Raw genomic sequence first — 20,251 nt, 5'->3', positions numbered from 1 at the left:
TATTGCTTGCTGGCTGAAAACGACTTCCCAACAAAGTCACCATACCAAGAATGTCCGCATTTTGAAATACTACCACAGCGAAATGTAATCAAACTACATAAATTTTCCAAGGGAACTACAAACGGCAATTATGCCCGGTGAAAACTGATATATTGTATGAAACCTTCACATAGAAATACCAATCTGTAGCAATACTACCCATCACTCTCTGCGCTTTTTCAGATTTATCTTGGTGCATCCGGACGTACAAACTAAATAAAGAAAATGCCCACTGCTCTCACAAAAGCAGCGGGCATTTCACCTGCAAAAAAGGAATTCAAAAATCTTATTTACTCCTGAAAATCAGTTCCTTCATTTTCTGCAATTTCGGATACACCACAGGCACGGTCATCATGGTGCTGGCGATGGCCATCAATAACAAGGCAGTAAAAGTTTCGCTGGTGATGATATTTTTATCCAGCAAAATATTGACGAAGATAATCATGATCAAAGCCTTGGTTTGCAATAACCAGCCTATGATGGATGCCTCGCCTTTTTCCCATTTGAGTATCTTGCCTGCGACCTGTATGCCTATCAGCTTGCCAGTGACAGATGCGACCAGCAGCACAGCAGCAGCTATGAACACCGCAGCGCCGCCTACAGCCCAGTTGGTGCGCAAACCCGTGCTCAGGAAAAACACTGGCATGATGGCCAGCAAGACATGGTGGCGCATGAGGTCCATTTTTTCCTGATTAAACCAGTGGGCATCCATCACAGCACCCGCCAGGAAAGCACCCACCATATAATGCAGGCCAGCCCAGTCAGCCGCAAAAGCGCAGGCGGCCAGCCAGATCAGGCCGACATACCAGCGGTCACGTTCTTCCAGCCAGACCATGAGTTTGCGGAACAACAGGGTAGCAACCGCAAACACAACCAAAAAGCCGACTTGTCGGCCTACCCTGGTCCAGTCCAGCAAGATCACCGCCAACACACCCCAGATGGCAATGTCGTCAAGGCTAGCGTAACGCAATATGCGCTGGCCTATGGGCTGGCGCAGGATATCTAGCTTTTCCATCAACAAAATCAGGATGGGCAAGGCAGTTACTGCGCAAGACATGCCCACGCCAAGTACAAATTGCCAGCTCATGGCCTTGGCCCCCATCCACCCATCCATGCTGAGCAGACCCAGACCAGCTACACAACCAAACAGCAAAGGCATACCTAAAGCGAGGCCGGCAGTGATGGTACTTTCGCGTCTGTATTCCCAGGCCTTCTTCAAGTCCAGTTCTATTCCGGCAATCATGACAAAAATCATGACAGCCCACCAGGCGATGCCATTCAATGATTGTATTACCTGGGGATTAAAGACAAACTTGTAGTAGTCGGGATAAATCGCACCCAACACACCAGGCCCCAGTAAAATACCAGTGATAATCTGCACTACTACCAGTGGTGCGTAATAGTCGGTTTTACCTACACGCCAGATCAGGTAAGGCAGCGTAAAAATCACAAACATCGCGATCAGAAAGATCTCGGTAGTGCTCATACCAGTATGCATAATTTATATTTTTTTGAGTTTATTTTTTATGCCCCACTGCTGGTGAAATCTTGCAGTGGCGCCTCCCCCCACTCAGTATTGAATCAGCTTCTGGCTTTGCAATACCGGGCAATATAGGCAGCATGTTCTGGCATGATGGCCACGCATTTCTGCACTACCTCACGCACACTATCGAGATATTCCATCGTGTCCGCTTCGGTCTGCAAATTTACCAGAGGATTGAGGTTTTCAGGAATTAAATTTTGACCTTCGAAAACCTGCAACCAGGCCACCTCGGTAAACAATTCAGTATCAACGCGCAACAAGCGCCCGCTTGCACGGAACAGGTCGATCTTATGTTGCAGACTATCTGGCACAGGCATATCGGCACAGGCTTTCCAGAAGGCAGAATCATCGCGCTGATTAAGTTTGTAATGCAGGATCACAAAGTCGCGGATGCGCTCATATTCAAAACGTGACTGACGATTGTATTCAGCGATATCGACAGCATTAAAACTCTGATCAGGGAAGAAGTCGATCAGCCTTGCAATGGCCGATTGTATGAGGTGAATGCTGGTGGATTCCAGCGGTTCGAGAAAGCCACTGGACAAACCTATTGCCACCACATTCTTGTTCCAGGTTTTGTTGCGCATGCCGGTCTTGAATTTGATGACGCGCGGATCAGCCAATGGCCTGCCATCGAGATTGGACAACAAGACAGAAGCAGCTTCATCATCACTGACATACTGGCTGCAATACACATGGCCATTACCTATGCGATGTTGTAGCGGGATGCGCCACTGCCAGCCAGCGCGGTGCGCGGTGGCGCGGGTATAAGGCAAGAGTTCCGGCGCAGATTCACAAGGCACGGCCTGCGCCCGGTCGCAGGGCAACCAGTGCGACCAGTCTTCATACCCTGTCTGCAAGGTCTGCTCTATCAGCAAGCCACGGAAGCCGGAACAGTCGATAAATAAATCGCCGACGATACACTCACCATTTTCCAAGACGATGGCATCGACAAAGCCATCAGCTTCGCGCTGACTGACCGAGACTATCTTGCCTTCGGTACGTACCACTCCACGGGACTCTGCTATCTTGCGCAAATAACGCGCATACAGACTGGCATCAAAATGATAGGCGTGGGCAATCTGGTGCAGAGGTGAGTCAGGCATATCATGACGGGCTGGCATGAATTTATTTGCCTTGCCCATCATGCGCGTAATTGAATAGGCAGCCAGATTATCGGCCTTGCCCAGCTTGCGCATTTTCTGCCAATACTGATCAAAACGCAGGCTGCCAAAATCCTGGCCTATGGCGCCAAAGCCATGCATATAGCGCTCACCCTGCTTGCCCCAGTTGACGAATTCTATTGCCAGCTTGAACGTACCTTGTGCCTCACGCAGGAATTCATTTTCATCGATGCCGACGACCTGGTTAAATCTTTGTATCATCGGTATGGTGGCTTCGCCCACGCCGACAATACCAATTTCATCCGACTCTACTACACGTATCTGATATTGCCCCTGCAATACAGTAGCCAGGGCAGTTGCCGTCATCCAGCCTGCCGTACCACCACCAACAATCACTACATTTTTTATATTTGTATTTTGCATTTTGTCCCCTCCTGCTGACACTGCCAAAAAGCACCGACCAGTTTCAGGAGGATTGACGTCCAACTGAAACTGGCCGATGCCTTATAAAACAAAACCCCTGTGAGCATAAAGCTGACAGGGGCTGTATTGCAATCTGGTTTAGAACTTGTAGTTCACACCAAACAGATAAGTCCTGCCATACACTATCTTATCTGTGATCACATTAGGATCAGTATTGTATTGCTGGAACGGTGCATTGTTCCAGTTATTCGCTTGCGCCAGTATCGACAAACCTTTCAGGTAGCCAGTCTGGAATTCATACGACAATTGCAGATCAACGATGGTTTCACCCTTGATGAAAGTCAGTTGCTGGTTATCCTGGAAGTCGCTGATCTGACCAAGGAAGTCAGAACGCTTGCGTCCGGCAATTGCCACCTGGAAGCCATTTTTTTCGTAGTACAAACGCAGGTTACTGACGCGCTTGGACAAACCTGGCAATGGAATCGTCTCGGCACTGATATTGGAAGTACCAAAACCGAATGCAGGCAAAGTGATCTGGCTGGAAGTATCAGAATGATTCACCATCACACCAAAACCATCCAGAACTGGAGTGATCAGCGAGAAAGGAATATTCAGGGCAACTTCAAAGCCATGGATATTGCCACCGTTTCCATTTTGTGGCGTCGTCAACAAACCAACGGTAGAACCCTGATATGGGCCAGACAGAGGCAAAGGTGTGTTCGCACTGACGAATGGTTTAAAGTCGAAAGTACGTGGCGCACGATAAATATACGTATCGAGTTGCTTATAGAAACCGGCAACACTGAAATAACCTTTCTTGCCGAAATATTTTTCGTACGACAGGTCAAAGGCCTTGGCACTGAAAGGTTTCAGCTCCGGATTACCACCACTGCCACCAAGGATAGGGAATGGACCACTGGTTTTGACGCCAAATTCCTGACTGGCACGCAGATCATCCATATTTGCGCGTGACAAAACTTTAGCCATACCAAGACGCAGGAATTGTTCTTTACCCAGATCGAAAGACACATTCAGGCTAGGCAAGAAATCAGAGTAAGACTTGCCACCAGCCACAGTCTTGTAAGGGCAAGTGTCAACAGTGATACCTGTACACTTGGCCAGATCAACCTGGTTACCTGTAGATTGCTGATTGGTATGAATAAACTGACCGCCGAAATTACCGCGGTAATTAAAGCCCATCAACTGGCCTTCGAGATCGCCCATGGCATAGGCTGTCGTGACTTTTTCATTGACAGACCAGTCTTTAGCCAGCACAGATGCATCAACCCAGCGCGACAACTCATAAATCGACCCCAAAGAACCATCAGGATCAAATGAGGCGACTGGCAAACCAACCGTGCCAGCTATCGAAGTTGCACTGCCAGGCATGGTCGCGGCTGCATAGCCACCACCACCTTTGACTACCAGGCGGCCTTCCTGACCAGTGCGTGATTTCTCACGGTCAGTATAGTTAAAGCCAAATTGCGCTGCCACGACAGGGCCAAAACTCACGTCGCGTTTGGCGATCAGACGTATGCTATTCACCTTGTCATTGATATCAGGGAGGGCAACATAACCTGCCTGAGGTGTATTGGGACCACCACCCCAGCCATCCACGTCCGTCAGTTTAGCGACTGCGCGGTCTGCATAGTTCAGGCTGGTTGTGTATTTGACGTCAGAAAAATTACCACCGTTAAAGCCGGTATAAGAGATGGAACCCAGGGATGCTGCATCACCAGGCTGGCCAGCAGTTGTTTCATAGCGCTTGCTATGCTTGATGGCTTTGGAATAAGACAGGTCAGCTATTGCCGTCCACTCATCGAGCTTCAATTCATTATTCCAGCCTACCGAGGTCAGCTTGTCGTCCGCGCTTTCTTTGTGATTACGCACCACGCCCTTGTAGTTGCTGAAAGTGCCTGAAGTAGCAACGCCATTAACTATCGTTGCGTTGGTCAACACACCATTTGGATCATAACCACCGGCGGAGCCAGCGACTGCGCCTTCCAGACCGGTCTTTTTCAGACTGGTAGAACCGGCAGAATAGAAGACATCAACTGCTGACTTGAAATTCTTGCTTGGCTTATATTGCAAAGTCAGAGATGCACCATCGCGGTTGTTTTTACTGGTTTCAGTATCGGCCTTAAAGCCACCCGGTGCCTTGACCAGACTACCGTTGTAATCCACATCTGGTACCCAGCCACCCCAGGAATCAAATTTCTGCTGGCCACCGCCATCTTCCTTGAACTTGGTCAAGCCGAGTGAAATACCAATAGTGCGATTGGCAAACTGGTCTACGTAAGAGAAAGATGCGCGGTCGCCTGTGCCCTCTTCGGAGCCTGATTGTACGCCCGTGCGTTGTTTGCGATAGCTGGCTGCCAGTACACGCTTGCCAAAATCCAGCGGCTTGAGTGTATTCAAGTCGATAGTCGCTGCCAGACCCTGACCAACCAGTGCTGCGTCTGGTGTTTTATAGATCAATACGGAACCCATGAGTTCAGCCGGGAACAGATCAAATTCAGGGCTGCGGGCATTGCCCGTGGAAGCCTGTTCGCGACCATTCAGCAAGGAGCCATTGAAACTTGGGGACAAGCCACGCACGCTGACATCTGCTGCCTTGCCGGATGAACGGCTACGCTGTGCAGTAACACCAGGCAAACGGGCGATCGATTCTGCCACGCTGGCATCGGGCAATTTGCCTATGTCTTCAGCTGAAATTGCCTCAACGATGGAATTGGAATTTCTCTTGATCGAGATGGCTTCTTCTATACCCTTGCGGATGCCTGTCACGACCACAGTATTGTTTGCAGCCTCTTGCGCAGTAGCGATGTCGGTCATACCAAATATCAACACCGCACATCCAGCTGCAACCGGACTCAACTTAAAAGAAAAACGGTGCAGAGCTTCGCCCTGCCGACGCTTTTGCGTAGCTTGTTTCATGTAATGTCCCCTCACACTTTTATTTGACTTGCACTCTTTGAGTCACCAGACAGAAACCCAACATTCCAGTCTGGCAATCAGAACCCAACGTTCCGAGATGAATTTTGTACTAAAACTAGATTCAATGTCAAACGGAGACTACAAAATACTACAAAGAAAATACATGCACCACATGTGCCCACTATAGTAAGTCGTGCTCTATGCACTGAAATGTGTTGTGTATGCCCCACAAGCGGGCAATAGAACAATGTAGTTAGACTACTTTATGTAATTAGACTACTTATTAAATTAAAAAGATTTGATATGCAAGGCCAGGCAAAAACACTGGCAAACGCTATCCCTTCAAGGAAAAACTGAAGTATCAAGGCTATGCTCGGGCCTGGATGGCAGGCTTAAGACATGCAGGATTTGTCACGGTATCGTTCTGCTGCCATGTCAAAAGAGTCGTGCCGCTATTGCCGCAGGTCGTAGGGAATTTTGTGTTTTTGCGTTTTTTTGCAGATGGTGAGACAGAGACATTCATGCCGGACCAATAAGCCCCGACTCTTACATCATTCAATCGACCAGGTTTGGTAATCAGGTTTTATACGTAAAGCTCACCCTGGGCAACCAGACAGACTTGTCCATGTACCAGGACAGTTTCATCTTCGGCATTCAGGTTCACATGTAATTCACTGGATCTGTGCACATATGCACCCTGAGTGAAAATTTGCGCATCGCCAGCCTGTGCACGCTGGTGCCTGACCATATATGCGCCAGCAGGCCCGACGGCGCTGCCAGTGGCGATATCTTCAACCTTGCCTTCGTTGTCCCAGGTGCGCCCTTCACGGCGCTGTACATCAAGCACGTAAACAAATTTTGCACCCACGCTTGCCAGCAGGGATTCAAATTTCTCATGGCATATGCGTGCCTTGTCCAGATGTTGCTGGATCGGCACGATCAGATAAGGCAGGCCCGTCGATACCACTTGCAAAGGCAAGCCTGCAGCCTGGTCATGGGCGTGCAGGTTCAGGGCTTTCAGGAAATTTTCAGCAATACTGCTTGTCAGGGGTTCACCAAAGCTGGCCTTACCCTGATTCATTTCAGCAAAAAAATTACCGTTCTCTTGCCTGCTGCTGGCAAATACACTGCGCTCATTCAAGACAAACTCAAATTCTGCAGTCTTGCTTTCAGGCTGGTAACGCTGATGCAGGCAAGCTGCTGCACCGATGATAGGGTGGCCTGCAAAACCCAGTTCTTCTTCCATGGTAAAAATGTGGGTGCGCCACCTGTCCTGCCCTTCCAGTTTTTGCAGGAAGATGCTTTCGAACTGGCGCATTTCCCGTGTCATGGCCTGCATCATATAGGCTGACAAGGTTTGCTCGAGCACAAAGATACTCAGGCCATTGCCTGCCAGCGTCTGCCTGGCAAAGACATCCACCATGGTAAATGGGAAAACTTGTTTTTTCACTTTTTGCTCCCTTGGCAGCTCCAGTTCAGAACCATGTCACCAGTATAGGCAAAAAATCTTTGGCACCAGGCAAATTCTCAGCCAGTTTTCTTTTGTTGACGTTGCCAGTGCCTGGCATATAAATGCAGGCCCGTCATGGGCAATAAAAACCAGAACAGCCCATTAGCAATCACACTGACTCTGGTGAAACCAAAATGGTAGTGATAAGCAGTATCATCTATATACACCGCCACATACGGAAAACCGGCGAACCAGCCTTCACCCGCTATATTTGGATACGGCAACAGCATCCAGAAAGTGCCCAGCCACGATGCTAAACCCAACAACACCCCGGCCAATAAGCTGAGGTAAAAGTGTTTTCGCCAGTTTCCGGGACTAGCACCTGAAAACAACAGATACAGGTTGCTACATAGACTATAAGAACCTGCCAACACCAGCAAACTGGCAGCTACAAAGATAGTGATTAACATGATCTGTCAAGCCAGAAAAGAGAAAGCAAATACTGACAAAAAAGTCAGGCATCAAAGGGATATCATAACACCCGGATTTCTGTGATTTCTTGCAGTCGTTGTAAAACCGCTTTGTTTTTGAAGATTTAACCTTGCATGGCTTGATAGTCCGGTTCGACTGAATTATTCTGGACTCGATGTGTTTCAGAATAAAAAATAAAACCATGTCCCTTCTGCCTTCGCTGTCACGCCTGCCTCTTTGCGTTATCTTACCCTTGCTGTTGCTAAGCCATAGTGTATTGGCGGCTGACTCCAATGAAGAAGAAGACCTGGCTCTGGTATATGGTGACAAATCCATGATCAGCATCGCCACAGGCAAACCTCAAAGCCTGCGGCGGGCACCTGCCGTGGCTTCGGTTATAACGGCAGAGGATATACGCGCACAGGGTTTCACCGACATCGACCAGGTGCTGGAGACCATACCCGGTATGCATGTCAGTCATGCTGCCATTTTATATTTTCCGGCGTACATCATGCGTGGCATAGGTGGTGGCGGTGTCACTAACCCGCACATGCTGGTATTGCAAAACGGCATACCCATGACTACCTCGTACACTGGTGACAAGGGACAAATGCTGTGGCATGCCATTTCGGTTGAAAATGTCTCCCGGATTGAAGTCATACGCGGTCCAGGTTCTGCCTTGTATGGCGCAGATGCCTATTCCGGCGTCATCAATATCATCACCAAGACAGCCGACGAAATAGCTGGCACTTTTGCGGGAGCTGGCCTGGGCTCTTTCCGCACCCGTGATGCCTGGGTATTGCATGGCGGGCAATGGGGTCCATTCAAGCTCGCCGCTTACCTGCGCGTCGGCGCCACAGATGGTCAGAAAGAAGTCTTGACGGCTGATGCCCAGTCCAGGAATGACAAACTGTTTGCTACCCATGCCAGCCTGGCACCAGGCAGCGTACATACCGGCCTCAATCCTGTCGATGCGAATCTGGATGTCAGCATGGGTAACTGGCGCTGGCGCTCCAGTTTATTGAGCAGGACGAATATGCAGACTGGCGCAGGAGTATCTTCGGCACTTGATTTTGGTGGTGATACGGCGACGACAGAAAGACTGACTTCTGACCTGTCCTGGACGGACCCGGCTTTTGCACAGGACTGGGCACTGGGCAGTACGCTGAGCTTCATGTATTACACTGAAAAAAGCAGCCTGCAACTCTTGCCGCCCGGGACCAGGTTACCTACTGGTGTCTTCCCGGATGGAATGATAGGCGGTCCTTCACGTTGGGAAAAACAATTTCGTCTGTCTGCCTTTGCCAGCTACACAGGCTGGGCCGATCATCAGTGGCGCATAGGACTTGGGCATGATGATACCAATCTGTACCGCACACAAACAATCAAGAATTTCCTGCTGAGCCCTGCCGGCATCCCGATACCGACCGGGCCAGTCATGGACTACAGCCAGCTACAGCCTCATATATTGCCAACACGCAGGCAGAATGATTACCTGTATCTGCAGGATGAATGGAACCTGGCCAAGGACTGGACCATCACAGCTGGCCTGCGCCATGATCGTTATTCCGATTTTGGTGGCACTACCAATCCCCGCCTGGCTCTTGTCTGGGATGCGCGACACGATCTGACCGCCAAGTTTTTATATGGTCGTGCTTTTCGCGCCCCTGCGTTCAATGAATCACGTGGACTCAATCCTGTCGCCAACGGCAATCCGAACCTGAAACCTGAGCGCATAGCTACTACAGAGCTGGCCCTTTCCTGGCAAGCCAGCAAGGATATCTTGCTGAATCTGAACGTATTCCGCTACAACATGCAGGACATCATTCGCTCAATTGCCAATCCCACACCAGGCACTGGTTCGACTTTCTTCAATACTGGCAATCAAAACGGCAAAGGCCTGGAAGCAGAGCTGCGCTGGGATGTCAATAAAGACTTGAAATTGCTGGCTAATTATTCTTATCAACATTCTGTCGATGAAAGCACGCAAACCGATGCAGGCTACGCCCCGCACCATCACTTGTATGCGAGGGCAGACTGGCAAATCAGTTCCGGCTGGGCCGTCAGCCCGCAAGTAAACTGGGTAGCAGACCGCCGCCGTACGGCTGGTGATCTACGCCCCGCTATTGCCGACTACACCAGCCTGGACCTGAGTTTGCGTTCGCTGCGTGGAAGGGGTAAATGGGAATGGACAGCAACGGTCCGTAACCTCTTCAATGCCGACATACGTGAACCCAGTATCGCCCCCGGATTGGCCATTCCAAATGACCTGCCCATGGCACCCAGAGCCATCTACCTGCAAGTCATGTATAAAATGTAATTCCACAAAAAATACAAGACAGGATGCGGCATTCCCGCCACACTGCATGGCAGGAGACTTGTAAAGCATTGATACTTTCAGCAGCAGGATGCGGAAACCGGTGACAGTCCTTGCCAGCAGATTTATGATGAATGCATTAAAGCAATGACTGACCTCGGGAGGAATGATGTACTTGCCACCACATACAGCCATGCTGACAGCCATACTCTTGTCATTTTCACTGGCAGCCCATGCCAGTGCAGACAATAATGAAGAAGACGATGATCTGAAGGCCATTTATGGCGACAAGCTGACCGTCAGCATTGCCACAGGCAGCCAAAAATCCTTGCGACTGGTTCCCGCCGTCACCAGTGTCATCACTGCCGCTGATATCCGTGCCATGGGGGCTACTGATCTGGATCAGGTTTTGGAAACCGTGGCTGGCATGCATGTCGAAAAAATAGGTGCCAACTATTTTTCCGCCTATGTATTGCGTGGCATTATCAATGAACTCAATTCGCAAATCCTGGTGTTGCAAAACGGTGTGCCAATGACGGTGCTGCTAACCGGTAACAGGTCACGACTCTGGGGAGGCTACCCCTTGCAGCATATCTCGCGCATAGAAATCATACGCGGGCCAGGCTCTGCCTTATATGGAGCAGATGCCTATAGTGGCGTGATCAATATCATCACCAAAAATTCCACGGAAATACAGGGCACAGAATTTGGTGTCACCGCCGGTTCATTTTCTACCCGTGATGTCTGGATACAGCATGGCGGAAAATTGGGCAGCATGGACTTTGCTGCCTATTTGCGGACAGGTAAAACCACAGGTAGTGCCAGCATCATTGAAGCCGATGCACAAACCGGGCTGGACCGCGTGTTTGGCACGCATGCCAGCCTGGCACCTGGCTCCATGAATAACGGCCACGATGCAATTGATGCCAATCTTGATTTAAGCTACGAAAAATGGCGCTGGCGCAGCAATTTCATCTTGCGTGACAACATAGGTACGGGTACTGGCGTTTCTTCTTCCCTCGACCCGGTTGGTAAACTGAAAAGCCAACGCCTTACTTCAGACATCTCCTGGAGTGACAACCATATAGGACAGGACTGGGGCCTGGGCTTCAATCTCAGCTACGTGCAATACTTGCAGCGTCTGCCCATGCCTCTTGTGCTGTATCCGGCAGGTGTTACTTTCCCCACGGGCAGTTTTCCAAATGGCATCATAGGATCACCAAATACTTCAGAACGGCAAATACGTGCTTCGGCCTATGCCATGTATTCAGGCTGGCGCGAGCATCAGCTACGTATCGGTGTCGGGCATGATGACCTGAACATGTACGATACTTATGAATTCAAAAATTTCCTGATTACCCCGGCTGGGCTACCCCAACCAGCAGGGGCAGTACAAACGTATACCGGCACGCTGGCATTTCTCGAGCCACACCGGCGCAAGATTGACTATGTGTACATTCAGGATGAATGGCAATTCGCTCCCGACTGGAACCTGACCGCAGGGCTCAGGCATGACCGTTACTCTGATGTCGGCAGCACCACCAACCCGCGTCTGGCGCTGGTGTGGGATGCAGCCTATAACCTGACCGGCAAACTCATGTATGGTGAAGCTTTCCGCGCGCCGTCTTTTGCTGAGCTGTACAGCATCAATAATCCAGCCCAGCGTGGCAACCCGTCCATACTACCTGAGAGCATCAAAACGCTGGAGGCGGCCCTGATCTGGCAGGCGCGCAGTGACTTGCAGGCAAAATTCAATATTTTCCAGTTCAAGATGAAAAACCTGATACGCACCGTGCCCAATGCGATCAAAGGAACTGGCAGCTCCTATGCCAATACCAATAGCCAGGAAGGGCATGGCATGGAAATGGAATTGAACTGGCAAGCCGGCCGCCAGTTGCGATTAAGCGGTAATTACAGCTATCAAGTCAATACAGACCAGATCACCAATCAGGATGCCGGTTATGCGCCGCACCACCATGTCTTCGCACGCGCCGACTGGCAACTTGCACAAAACTGGTTATTGAGCCCGCAATTCAACTGGGTGGCAGGACGCAAGCGCACCGTTGGCGACTTGCGCCCACCAGTGGCTGACTACAAGACTCTTGATCTCAGTCTGCGCACCAATGCCGGTGCATGGGAAATATCCGGCAGCATACGCAATCTGACAAATGCCGACGCCCGTGAACCCAGTTTTGCGCCGGGCAGTATCCCGAATGATATTCCACTGGCGAAGCGCAGTTTTTATCTGCAGCTCATGTATAAAATGTGATCGTCACTTTATGTATGAGCGTTAACTTTGCAGCACGAAGCGGCAAGCCTGTTTGTTTAGGCAGAATTCAGTTCACGATCAAAAATAAAACGAGTTGTGCTCACCAACTCTTGTTTGAAATCACAAAGTGTCAGAAGCTTTGAGTAAAATAGCGCCTGACTCTGAAACATAGTGACCAACCGGACTACCTTGCATACTCCTATCAATTATCAGGTTTTTGCTTCCCATCCCAAATTATCCCCATTACTCATGCATGTCATGGTGGTGGAACTGGATGCTTGCGAAGCATTTTTACCTGCCAGCTTAAGTCCTGCCATCATGCTGTTTGCCCATGGCGGAGGGGTAGTGATACAGGAGGATCAATCCGAGATAGTCGCCGAGCGCTTCTTTTTACGCGGCCCTGTGATGGAGTCTACGCACGTTCGATATGAAGCAAAATCTCTGGCATTGTCAGTATGTTTTCGCCCTGGCATGTTGCAGCAAGCCACGGGCATCAATGTTGCCAGCATTGCGGGGAATGCCCTGCCCTTTCATGAACTGGTAAGCGCAGAGCGTGTCCAGGCCTTCTTGCAAACGCTGGATGATCTGCGGGATGTCAGTACCATCGTTGCACTATTTCAGGAATTTTTACTTGATGTGCTGGATCACAGGCCCAGAAGCAGTATGGGTGCGGCATTTCTGGCAGCCCACAAAAAAATCTTCTTTCCCTTGCTCGAATTATCCGAGTATTTTGGCATAGGCCAAAGGCAACTGGAACGACGAGTGCGTGAAAATTTTGGTGTCACCCTGCGCGATGTCAGGCGCATAGTCCGATTTGGTTTTTCCCTGCCATACATCATCAAACCCGATGTCGCCTGGGGTGACCTGACTCAAATTGCCCAGGATGCCGGTTATTACGACCAGGCGCACATGCACCGCGAATATCTGGAACTGGCAGGCATACCACCGGCGCAGCTCAGGCAAAAAATCAGTGCCCGTGATCCTGCCTACTGGATTTATCTGATCTCAGATAAAGACTTCAATAATCTTTTTCTGATGATAGATTGACGGGTCGGTACAAATTTGACGCTTTGGTACAAGTAAGAATCAGGCTAATTATTTAAGCTGTTTTTCATTACAGACATGAGAAACGTGATGAATATGAGCCAGGACAAAAAACAACATTCGAAAACCGCTGCAAGTGCGTCAATTAAAAATCGATTTATCCCAGGGATTCTCACGTCACTGGTTGGGAGGTGATACCTTCCGCACCCATTTGTTCAATGCACAGTCCTTCAGCTTCCCGCTCGGTGAGCAATATTTCATCGACAGCGTCAAGGCAGCCCTGCCCTTGCTCAAGGATGAGCAACTGAAAGAAGAGATCAAGGGTTTCATAGGCCAGGAAGCCAGTCACCGCCATATCCATGCACAATATAATCAGCATTTGAATACACAGGGATTGAGCTATTTTATCGAGCCATTCGTCAAGTGGCGCATACGCAGTGCCGCCAGTGTCAGCGTCAAAAGCAATCTCGCCATCACGATCGCGTATGAGCACTTCACCGCCATTTTTGCCGATGGTGCATTGAGTGAGCCATGCTGGATAGGTGATGCAGAAGAACCGTTGAAAACCTTGTGGACCTGGCATTCCATAGAAGAGACAAAACACAAATCCGTGGCCTTTGACACTTATCATGCGATAGGTGGCGGTTACCTGCGACGCATAGCCTGGTTTTTGTATGTGACCATGCTGTTCAGTTTTGATACCACGGTGCAAACCTTGCATTGCCTGTATCGCGATGACCAATTATTCAAACTCAGGACCTGGTGGCAGGCGCTTAAATATTGTCTGCGTCCACGTGGCTTGCTGTGGTTTTCACTGCCACATTACCTGGCTTATTTCAAACCTGGCTTCCAACCCTGGGAACGCGAGAATCTGTATCTGACCGAGCAATGGCTGGCAGAACAAAAGCCTGTTTACCGTGAGATCGGCAAACCTGTTGAATCTTGAAAAGCCTGCGCCCAAAGAAAAAGCTCGCCGTCGGCGAGCTTTTTCTTTGGAGATTACATTCAGGAACGCAGTTCTAGTCCTGACAAACCGCTTAGCTTAATGCTGCAGCAAAGTATTCACTTCTGCCAGATCGTCTTCCTTCAAGGTACCTGCCGCAGATTTCAAACGCAGGCCATTCAGGATAGTGTCATAACGCGCTTTCGCCAGCGTCTGACGCGTGGTGTACAACTGTTGCTGTGCATTCAGTACGTCGATGTTGATACGCACACCAACCTGATAACCAAGCTTGTTGGAATCCAGTGCGGATTGGCTGGAAATTTCAGCCGCTTCATAGGCTTTCACCTGTGCCAAACCAGAATTCACACCGACAAATGCCTGGCGTGCACCCTGTGCAGCAGTACGGCGGGCGTTTTCATAATCACTGCGTGACTTGTCTTCCAGCGCAATCGCTTCCTTGACACGGCTGTCAACAGAAAAGCCAGAGAAAATCGGAATATTCCACTGCACACCTATGGTAGTCGGTTTGACGACGCCAGTACCGTTAGGATTAGTTGCGCCTGCATTTGAAGTACGGCCAGTGCTGGCGACCAGATCAACTGTAGGATAGTGTCCAGCACGATTTTTTTGTATCTCGCGCTTGGCAATTTCTACTGCCACTTGCGAAGCCACCACACCAAAATTTTGTTTTTCTGCAGAAGATACCCAGTCATCAATCACAGCTGGTTGTGGCTCGCTCAGTTTGACGCCAACTTTCAGGGTAGCCAGTTCACCAGCATCCTTGGCGATAATTTGCTGCAGAGCCGCGCGCTTGACTTGCAAGTCACTCTGACCGGCAAATTCCTGCGCCGTTACCAGGTCATAACGAGCCTGCGCTTCGTGGGTATCAGTAATAGTCGAGGTACCCACTTCAAAATTGCGTTTGGCAGAAGCCAGTTGTTCGGAGATCGCGCTTTTTTGTGCGCGCAAGGTTTCCAGCGTATCCTGAGCTGCCAGTACATCAAAATAAGCCTGGGCAACACGCAAGATCAAATCCTGTCTGGCTTGTGCAAACTGCGCTTCGCTGACCAGCAGGGATAACTTGCTCTGTTCGTATTGCTGCCAGTTACCCCAGTTGAACAAGGGTTGGGACAGGGCCAGGGTCCACATATTGGTCACACCTTTTAAAGTGCGGGAACCGGAAACCACGTCGTTTTCGGCATCGGTACTCGACTTGGTGTCACTACCTTTCAGAGCGATACCGGGCAACAGACCTGCACGACCTTGCACAGGTTTTTCCTGACCTGCTGTCAGGCTGGCGCGGGCACTTGCATACTGCGCATCATTTGCCAAAGCATCCTTGTATATTTGCAGCAAATCAGTCGCATTTGCATTCATCGTCAAGAAAGCAGAGGCCAGCAGTGTGGCAAGAATAGGATTACGCATGTAAGGCTCCGAAAAAAAGTAAATTAATAAGTGGGCATACCCGTATCAACTTGTTGTGCCCATGCATGCACACCACCAGTCAGATTAATTGTTTGGGTATAGCCCTGACGCTCTAAAAAATTTGCTACCTGCATACTGCGCCCGCCGTGATGGCAAATACAGACAATCACGTCATCCGGTTCCAGCTCATGAAAGCGAGTTGGCACTGTCTGCATGGGCATCAATTGCACACCCGGGATATGACAAGTTTCATACTCCCAAGGTTCCCGTACATCGAGTAAAACCGGGGCTTTTTTACTACTATCGTTTAACCATTGCGCCAACTCTGTTGCAGTAATGTTTTCCATGACATGTCTCCCGTTTTGTTCTCAGGATTACAGGCTGAAATGTGAAACCGGCTTGGCACCTGGTGCTGCCTCAACCACGGTTTCAAACAGGTTTTGCTTGTTCACCGCAGACGCGGAAGTACGCGTGAATAACTGTGCTGTCAATGCCGGCAGTTGTCCGACGAAAGCCAGCAAGCGGCCACCCACATTCAATTGCTGCTGCAAATGTTCGGGCAATTCTTCCAGGCCGCCAGCAATGACGATGGCATCATAGCTGCCAGTATTTTTATCACTGAAGGCATCCGCCAGAACCACATCGACATTGCTGACATGATTGCGATGCAGATTGCCGGTCGCCAGTTCATGCAAAACTTTGGATGATTCCAGCACAGTCACGTGACGGGCAGAGTAAGCCAGCAAGGCCGCCAGATAACCAGTGCCAGCACCTACCAGCAAGACATTTTCCTGTTTCTTCAACGCCAGCTCTTGCAGGATGCGCGCTTCCAGCTTGGGTGTCATGGCCTTGCTGCCATCGGGCAAAGGTAATTCAGTATCAAAGAACGCCAGGCTTTTTTGTTCTGCCGGGAAATAATCTTCGCGTTTAACCACAATCAGCATATCCAGTACTTCCTGGTTCAACACATTCCAGGGGCGGATTTGTTGCTCTATCATGTTGAAGCGTGCTTTTTCGATATTCATTTCTATACTCGATTGCAAAATTGATGGAAACGGCATTTTATCAAAGCGCTTGGGCAGTTTGACGATTACCGCGCCATTTTTGCGTAATCCATAGACCAAGATCATCCAAATACGTATAAATCACTGGCACCACCACCAAAGTCAGCAATGAAGACGTGATAATCCCGCCTATCACAGCCTGGCCCATGGGGGCACGCTGCTCGGAACCTTCAGACAAGGCAAATGCCAGTGGCACCATGCCAAACACCATCGCCAGCGTCGTCATCAGGATGGGGCGCAGGCGCACATGGGCGGCTTCCAGCAAGGCTTCCATGCGGTCCATACCTTCTTTTCTTGCCTGATTAGCAAAATCTACCAGCAAAATCGCATTTTTGGTAACTAATCCCATCAACATGATGAAGCCAATGATGGAAAACATATTCAGCGTAGAGCGGAAGAACATCAAAGCCAGGAAAACACCGATCAAAGTCATGGGCAAGGCTGACATGATGGCTATCGGTTGCAAGAAACTGGCGAATTGCGATGCCAAAATCATATAAATGAAAATCACCGCCAGGGCCAGGGCAGACAAGGCATAGCCAAAAGACTCAGTCATATTCTTGGTGGCACCACCCATCTTGTAGCGATAGCCAGGTTGCCATTGCATGCCTTCCAACACTTTTTTGACCTCGGCACTAACTTCACCAGCTGAGCGGCCCACCACATTGGCTGACAATTCAACTTCGCGGTTGAGGTCACGGCGGTTGATCTGGTTCGCTCCTGTTGATGGCTTGATGTCTGCCACCTGACGCAAAGGCACCATTTTTGGTGAACCGTCTGCATTGGTTTGCGTACTGCTCAGCATCAGGCGCGAAAGATCTTCAGGATTATTCCTGTCATTCGGTGACAGGCGCACGGTGACATCATAGTTTTCATCATCCGGTGCACGCCAGGTAGTGGCGATTTCACCTGCCAGCAAAGGCCGCAAGGCGCCACCTATCTGGGCTACACCCACACCGAGGTCAGCAGCAATATCACGACGCGGCTGCACCGAGATCGTCGGCTTTTGCGCTTTCAGGCTGGAATCCAGATCCACCAGGCCAGGAATAGCGCGTAATTTGTCCTGCACCAGCTCCGACAATTTCGCCAGCTCAGCCAGATCACTGCCCTGCAAACTGAAACGCAAATTCTTGTTATCACCACCTACGCCATCCAGCGCACCGATATGCGTGACCGTGATACCGGCTATCTGGCTCAGGCGGGTGCGCAGTGGTACTGACATCTGGCTGGTCGTCCTCGCCCTGTCCTTGCGTGGTACCAGGCGGATAAAGGTGGTCACATAATTCTTGCCCTGTGCCGAGCCGGTATTCACTGTGCTATAGGTATCCAGCACTTCAGGGAATTCCTTTACTACCGCTTCTACCTGATGCACCTTGGTCTCAGTCAATTCCAGTGACGAGCCTACTGGTGTGTAGTAGTTGACGCCCGTTTCAGAATAATCAGCCTGCGGTACAAATTCTGAACCGATCAGACCTGTGCCCGGTATTGCCAGGCCCAGGAAAAAAGTCAGTACAGCGATCAGCAAGGTTTTGATGCGGTGCTTGAGCGACCAGCGCAGCATCACCTGATAGCCGCGCGAAAACCATTGCACGCCACGTTCAAACTGTTCCAGCACACGGCCTATGCTATTTGCATACCAGCCCTTGCGAATGGACTTGCCGTTTTCATCTACCGTAGGATGGCCATGGGCATCCGGATCAGGCCAGATCGACGACAGCATAGGGTCCAGCGTGAAAGAGACAAACATGGAAATCAATACGGCGGCGGTGACGGTAATACCAAACTGATGGAAAAAGCGGCCGATAATCCCGCCCATGAAACCCACAGGCAAGAACACGGCAACGATGGAGAAAGTCGTCGCCAATACCGCCAGACCTATCTCTGCCGTACCTTCCAGCGCTGCCGTATGGTGATCCTTGAACTTGCCGTTGACCTTCATTCCAGCATGACGCACGATGTTTTCACGCACGACGATGGCATCATCAATCAGCAAACCCACGCACAGCGACAAAGCCATCAAGGTGATCATGTTGATGGTGAAGCCAAACATGTCCATGAACAGGAAAGTGCCTATCAAGGCCACCGGCAAGGTCAGGCCAGTGATAACTGTAGAGCGCCATGAATTGAGGAACAGGAAAACAATCAATATAGTCAGTGCTGCACCTTCGATAAGAGTGCGACGCACATTCTCAACACCTACACGTATCTGGCGTGAACCATCCTTGATGACCTGCACTTTGACGCCAGGAAACTGCGCCTGCAATTGCGGTTCCAGCGCCTTCAGTGCAGCAGTCAAGCCATCTGCCACTTCTATTGTGTTTTGACCCTGCGCCTTCAAAATATCCAGTGCCACGGTACGCTGGCCGTTGTACAGGGCCAGGCTCTCTTGCTCTTCCTGACCATCCACCACGCTGGCAACTTGCGACAGCAGTACCGGCTGGCCACCGCGGCGGGCGACGATGATGCGGGCAAAGTCTTGCGGGTTCTTGATGCGGCCCTGTATCTGCACGACTTTTTCATTATCGAGTGCACGGATGGCACCGGTAGGCAACTCCTGGTTTTCATTGCGCAAGGCATTGATGACCTGATCAACACCCAGACCCAACGACTCCATTTCACCAGGCTTGAGATAAATCTTGATTTCGCGCTTGACGCCACCGACCAGGGTAACCGAGCCTACTCCACGTACATTTTCCAGACGCTTTTTCACCAGTTGATCACCGATGGTGGTCAGTTCACGGAAATCGCGCTTCTTGATCTTGTCGTCATTCGTCACCGAGACCGAGAAGATGGGTTTGTCAGAAGGGTCATAACGAGTCACCCTTGGTTCTTTGACTTCTTTGCGAAAGCCTGCCTTGATGAGGGCCACTTTTTCACGCACATCCTGTGCTGCCTGTGCAGGATCAACGGTCAGGTCAAACTCCAGAATGACGACAGAGGTGCCTTCGTAAGAACGCGAAGTCAGGGCGCTGATACCGTTGATGGTATTGACAGTCTCTTCAACCTTGCGGGTGATGTCGGACTCTATGGTCTCAGGCGCTGCACCGGGATAATCGGTCTGGATCACCACCACAGGAAAAGTAATATCGGGGAACTGGTCTACCCGCAAACGTTTGTAAGAGAACAAACCCAGCACCACAAAGGCCACCATCATCATGGTCGCCAGCACCGGGTTGCCTATGCTGATACGTGTGAACCACAT

The 20,251-nt window shown here is 50.2% G+C and carries 13 protein-coding genes; 4 read left to right on the top strand and 9 right to left on the bottom strand.

Translation table 11 applies throughout. The features are described from left to right. Positions 1–325: 325 nt before the first annotated feature. The 5 genes from AC3WQT_RS09535 to AC3WQT_RS09515 all read right to left on the bottom strand — a co-directional run bounded on the left by AC3WQT_RS09535 (position 326) and on the right by AC3WQT_RS09515 (position 7,986). The gene (locus AC3WQT_RS09535) at positions 326–1,525 is read right to left on the bottom strand and encodes a cation:proton antiporter (protein WP_492703623.1); all 1,200 of its coding nucleotides are present in this window, start codon (positions 1,523–1,525) and stop codon (positions 326–328) included. 95 nt (positions 1,526–1,620) lie between these two features. Continuing rightward, positions 1,621–3,129, bottom strand: coding sequence for a tryptophan halogenase family protein (locus AC3WQT_RS09530; RefSeq protein ID WP_492703622.1), 1,509 nt, complete (start codon positions 3,127–3,129; stop codon positions 1,621–1,623). Positions 3,130–3,267: 138 nt separating this feature from the next. Continuing rightward, positions 3,268–6,066 carry a TonB-dependent receptor gene (locus AC3WQT_RS09525; RefSeq protein WP_492703621.1) on the bottom strand — a complete coding sequence of 933 codons (2,799 nt, stop codon included), beginning with the start codon at positions 6,064–6,066 and terminating at the stop codon, positions 3,268–3,270. Between the two features lie 583 nt (positions 6,067–6,649). After that, on the bottom strand, positions 6,650–7,516 hold the full coding sequence (locus tag AC3WQT_RS09520; RefSeq protein WP_492703620.1) for a PhzF family phenazine biosynthesis protein: 867 nt from the start codon (positions 7,514–7,516) through the stop codon (positions 6,650–6,652). Between the two features lie 77 nt (positions 7,517–7,593). Next, positions 7,594–7,986, bottom strand: coding sequence for a hypothetical protein (locus AC3WQT_RS09515; protein ID WP_492703619.1), 393 nt, complete (start codon positions 7,984–7,986; stop codon positions 7,594–7,596). Positions 7,987–8,189: 203 nt separating this feature from the next. On the opposite strand from AC3WQT_RS09515, the gene AC3WQT_RS09510 reads away from it, so the two are divergent. From AC3WQT_RS09510 to AC3WQT_RS09495, 4 genes are all read left to right on the top strand, one after another. Beyond that, positions 8,190–10,307 (top strand): TonB-dependent receptor plug domain-containing protein, encoded by a 2,118-nt coding sequence (locus AC3WQT_RS09510; protein WP_492703618.1) that lies wholly within the window; start codon positions 8,190–8,192, stop codon positions 10,305–10,307. Between the two features lie 166 nt (positions 10,308–10,473). Then, complete coding sequence (locus AC3WQT_RS09505) at positions 10,474–12,573, top strand: TonB-dependent receptor plug domain-containing protein (RefSeq protein WP_492703654.1); 2,100 nt, start codon at positions 10,474–10,476, stop codon at positions 12,571–12,573. Positions 12,574–12,744: 171 nt separating this feature from the next. Beyond that, positions 12,745–13,620 (top strand): AraC family transcriptional regulator, encoded by an 876-nt coding sequence (locus tag AC3WQT_RS09500; protein WP_492703617.1) that lies wholly within the window; start codon positions 12,745–12,747, stop codon positions 13,618–13,620. 133 nt (positions 13,621–13,753) lie between these two features. After that, positions 13,754–14,563: a metal-dependent hydrolase gene (locus tag AC3WQT_RS09495; protein ID WP_492703616.1), complete on the top strand. Its 810-nt coding sequence runs from the start codon at positions 13,754–13,756 to the stop codon at positions 14,561–14,563. A 96-nt stretch (positions 14,564–14,659) separates the two neighbouring features. Here AC3WQT_RS09495 and AC3WQT_RS09490 read toward each other — a convergent pair whose 3' ends face one another. Genes AC3WQT_RS09490 through AC3WQT_RS09475 form a run of 4 tightly spaced genes read right to left on the bottom strand, consistent with a single transcriptional unit; the run spans position 14,660 to position 20,251 of the window. Then, the gene (locus AC3WQT_RS09490) at positions 14,660–15,985 is read right to left on the bottom strand and encodes a TolC family outer membrane protein (RefSeq protein WP_492703615.1); all 1,326 of its coding nucleotides are present in this window, start codon (positions 15,983–15,985) and stop codon (positions 14,660–14,662) included. 23 nt (positions 15,986–16,008) lie between these two features. Further along, positions 16,009–16,332, bottom strand: a complete 324-nt coding sequence (locus AC3WQT_RS09485) for a rhodanese-like domain-containing protein (RefSeq protein WP_492703614.1) — start codon at positions 16,330–16,332, stop codon at positions 16,009–16,011. Positions 16,333–16,359: 27 nt separating this feature from the next. Then, on the bottom strand, positions 16,360–17,010 hold the full coding sequence (locus tag AC3WQT_RS09480) for a protein-L-isoaspartate O-methyltransferase family protein (protein WP_492703613.1): 651 nt from the start codon (positions 17,008–17,010) through the stop codon (positions 16,360–16,362). A gap of 40 nt (positions 17,011–17,050) precedes the next feature. Beyond that, a complete protein-coding gene (locus AC3WQT_RS09475) occupies positions 17,051–20,251 on the bottom strand; it encodes an efflux RND transporter permease subunit (protein WP_492703612.1) in 3,201 nt (1,066 codons plus the stop codon).

The organism is Undibacterium sp. FW305-107 (genome assembly GCF_058788535.1).
Note: the sequence above shows the minus strand (reverse complement) of the source record. Positions and strands in the feature narration are given on the sequence as shown.

Excerpts from the sequence above, each read along its gene's own strand:
- AC3WQT_RS09515 (WP_492703619.1), bottom strand. The coding sequence starts at position 7,986 with ATGTTAATCACTATCTTTGTAGCTGCCAGTTTGCTGGTGTTGGCAGGT.
- AC3WQT_RS09525 (WP_492703621.1), bottom strand. The coding sequence starts at position 6,066 with ATGAAACAAGCTACGCAAAAGCGTCGGCAGGGCGAAGCTCTGCACCGT.
- AC3WQT_RS09510 (WP_492703618.1), top strand. The coding sequence starts at position 8,190 with ATGTCCCTTCTGCCTTCGCTGTCACGCCTGCCTCTTTGCGTTATCTTA.
- AC3WQT_RS09475 (WP_492703612.1), bottom strand. The coding sequence starts at position 20,251 with ATGTGGTTCACACGTATCAGCATAGGCAACCCGGTGCTGGCGACCATG.
- AC3WQT_RS09535 (WP_492703623.1), bottom strand. The coding sequence starts at position 1,525 with ATGAGCACTACCGAGATCTTTCTGATCGCGATGTTTGTGATTTTTACG.
- AC3WQT_RS09490 (WP_492703615.1), bottom strand. The coding sequence starts at position 15,985 with ATGCGTAATCCTATTCTTGCCACACTGCTGGCCTCTGCTTTCTTGACG.
- AC3WQT_RS09485 (WP_492703614.1), bottom strand. The coding sequence starts at position 16,332 with ATGGAAAACATTACTGCAACAGAGTTGGCGCAATGGTTAAACGATAGT.
- AC3WQT_RS09530 (WP_492703622.1), bottom strand. The coding sequence starts at position 3,129 with ATGCAAAATACAAATATAAAAAATGTAGTGATTGTTGGTGGTGGTACG.
- AC3WQT_RS09480 (WP_492703613.1), bottom strand. The coding sequence starts at position 17,010 with ATGAATATCGAAAAAGCACGCTTCAACATGATAGAGCAACAAATCCGC.
- AC3WQT_RS09505 (WP_492703654.1), top strand. The coding sequence starts at position 10,474 with ATGTACTTGCCACCACATACAGCCATGCTGACAGCCATACTCTTGTCA.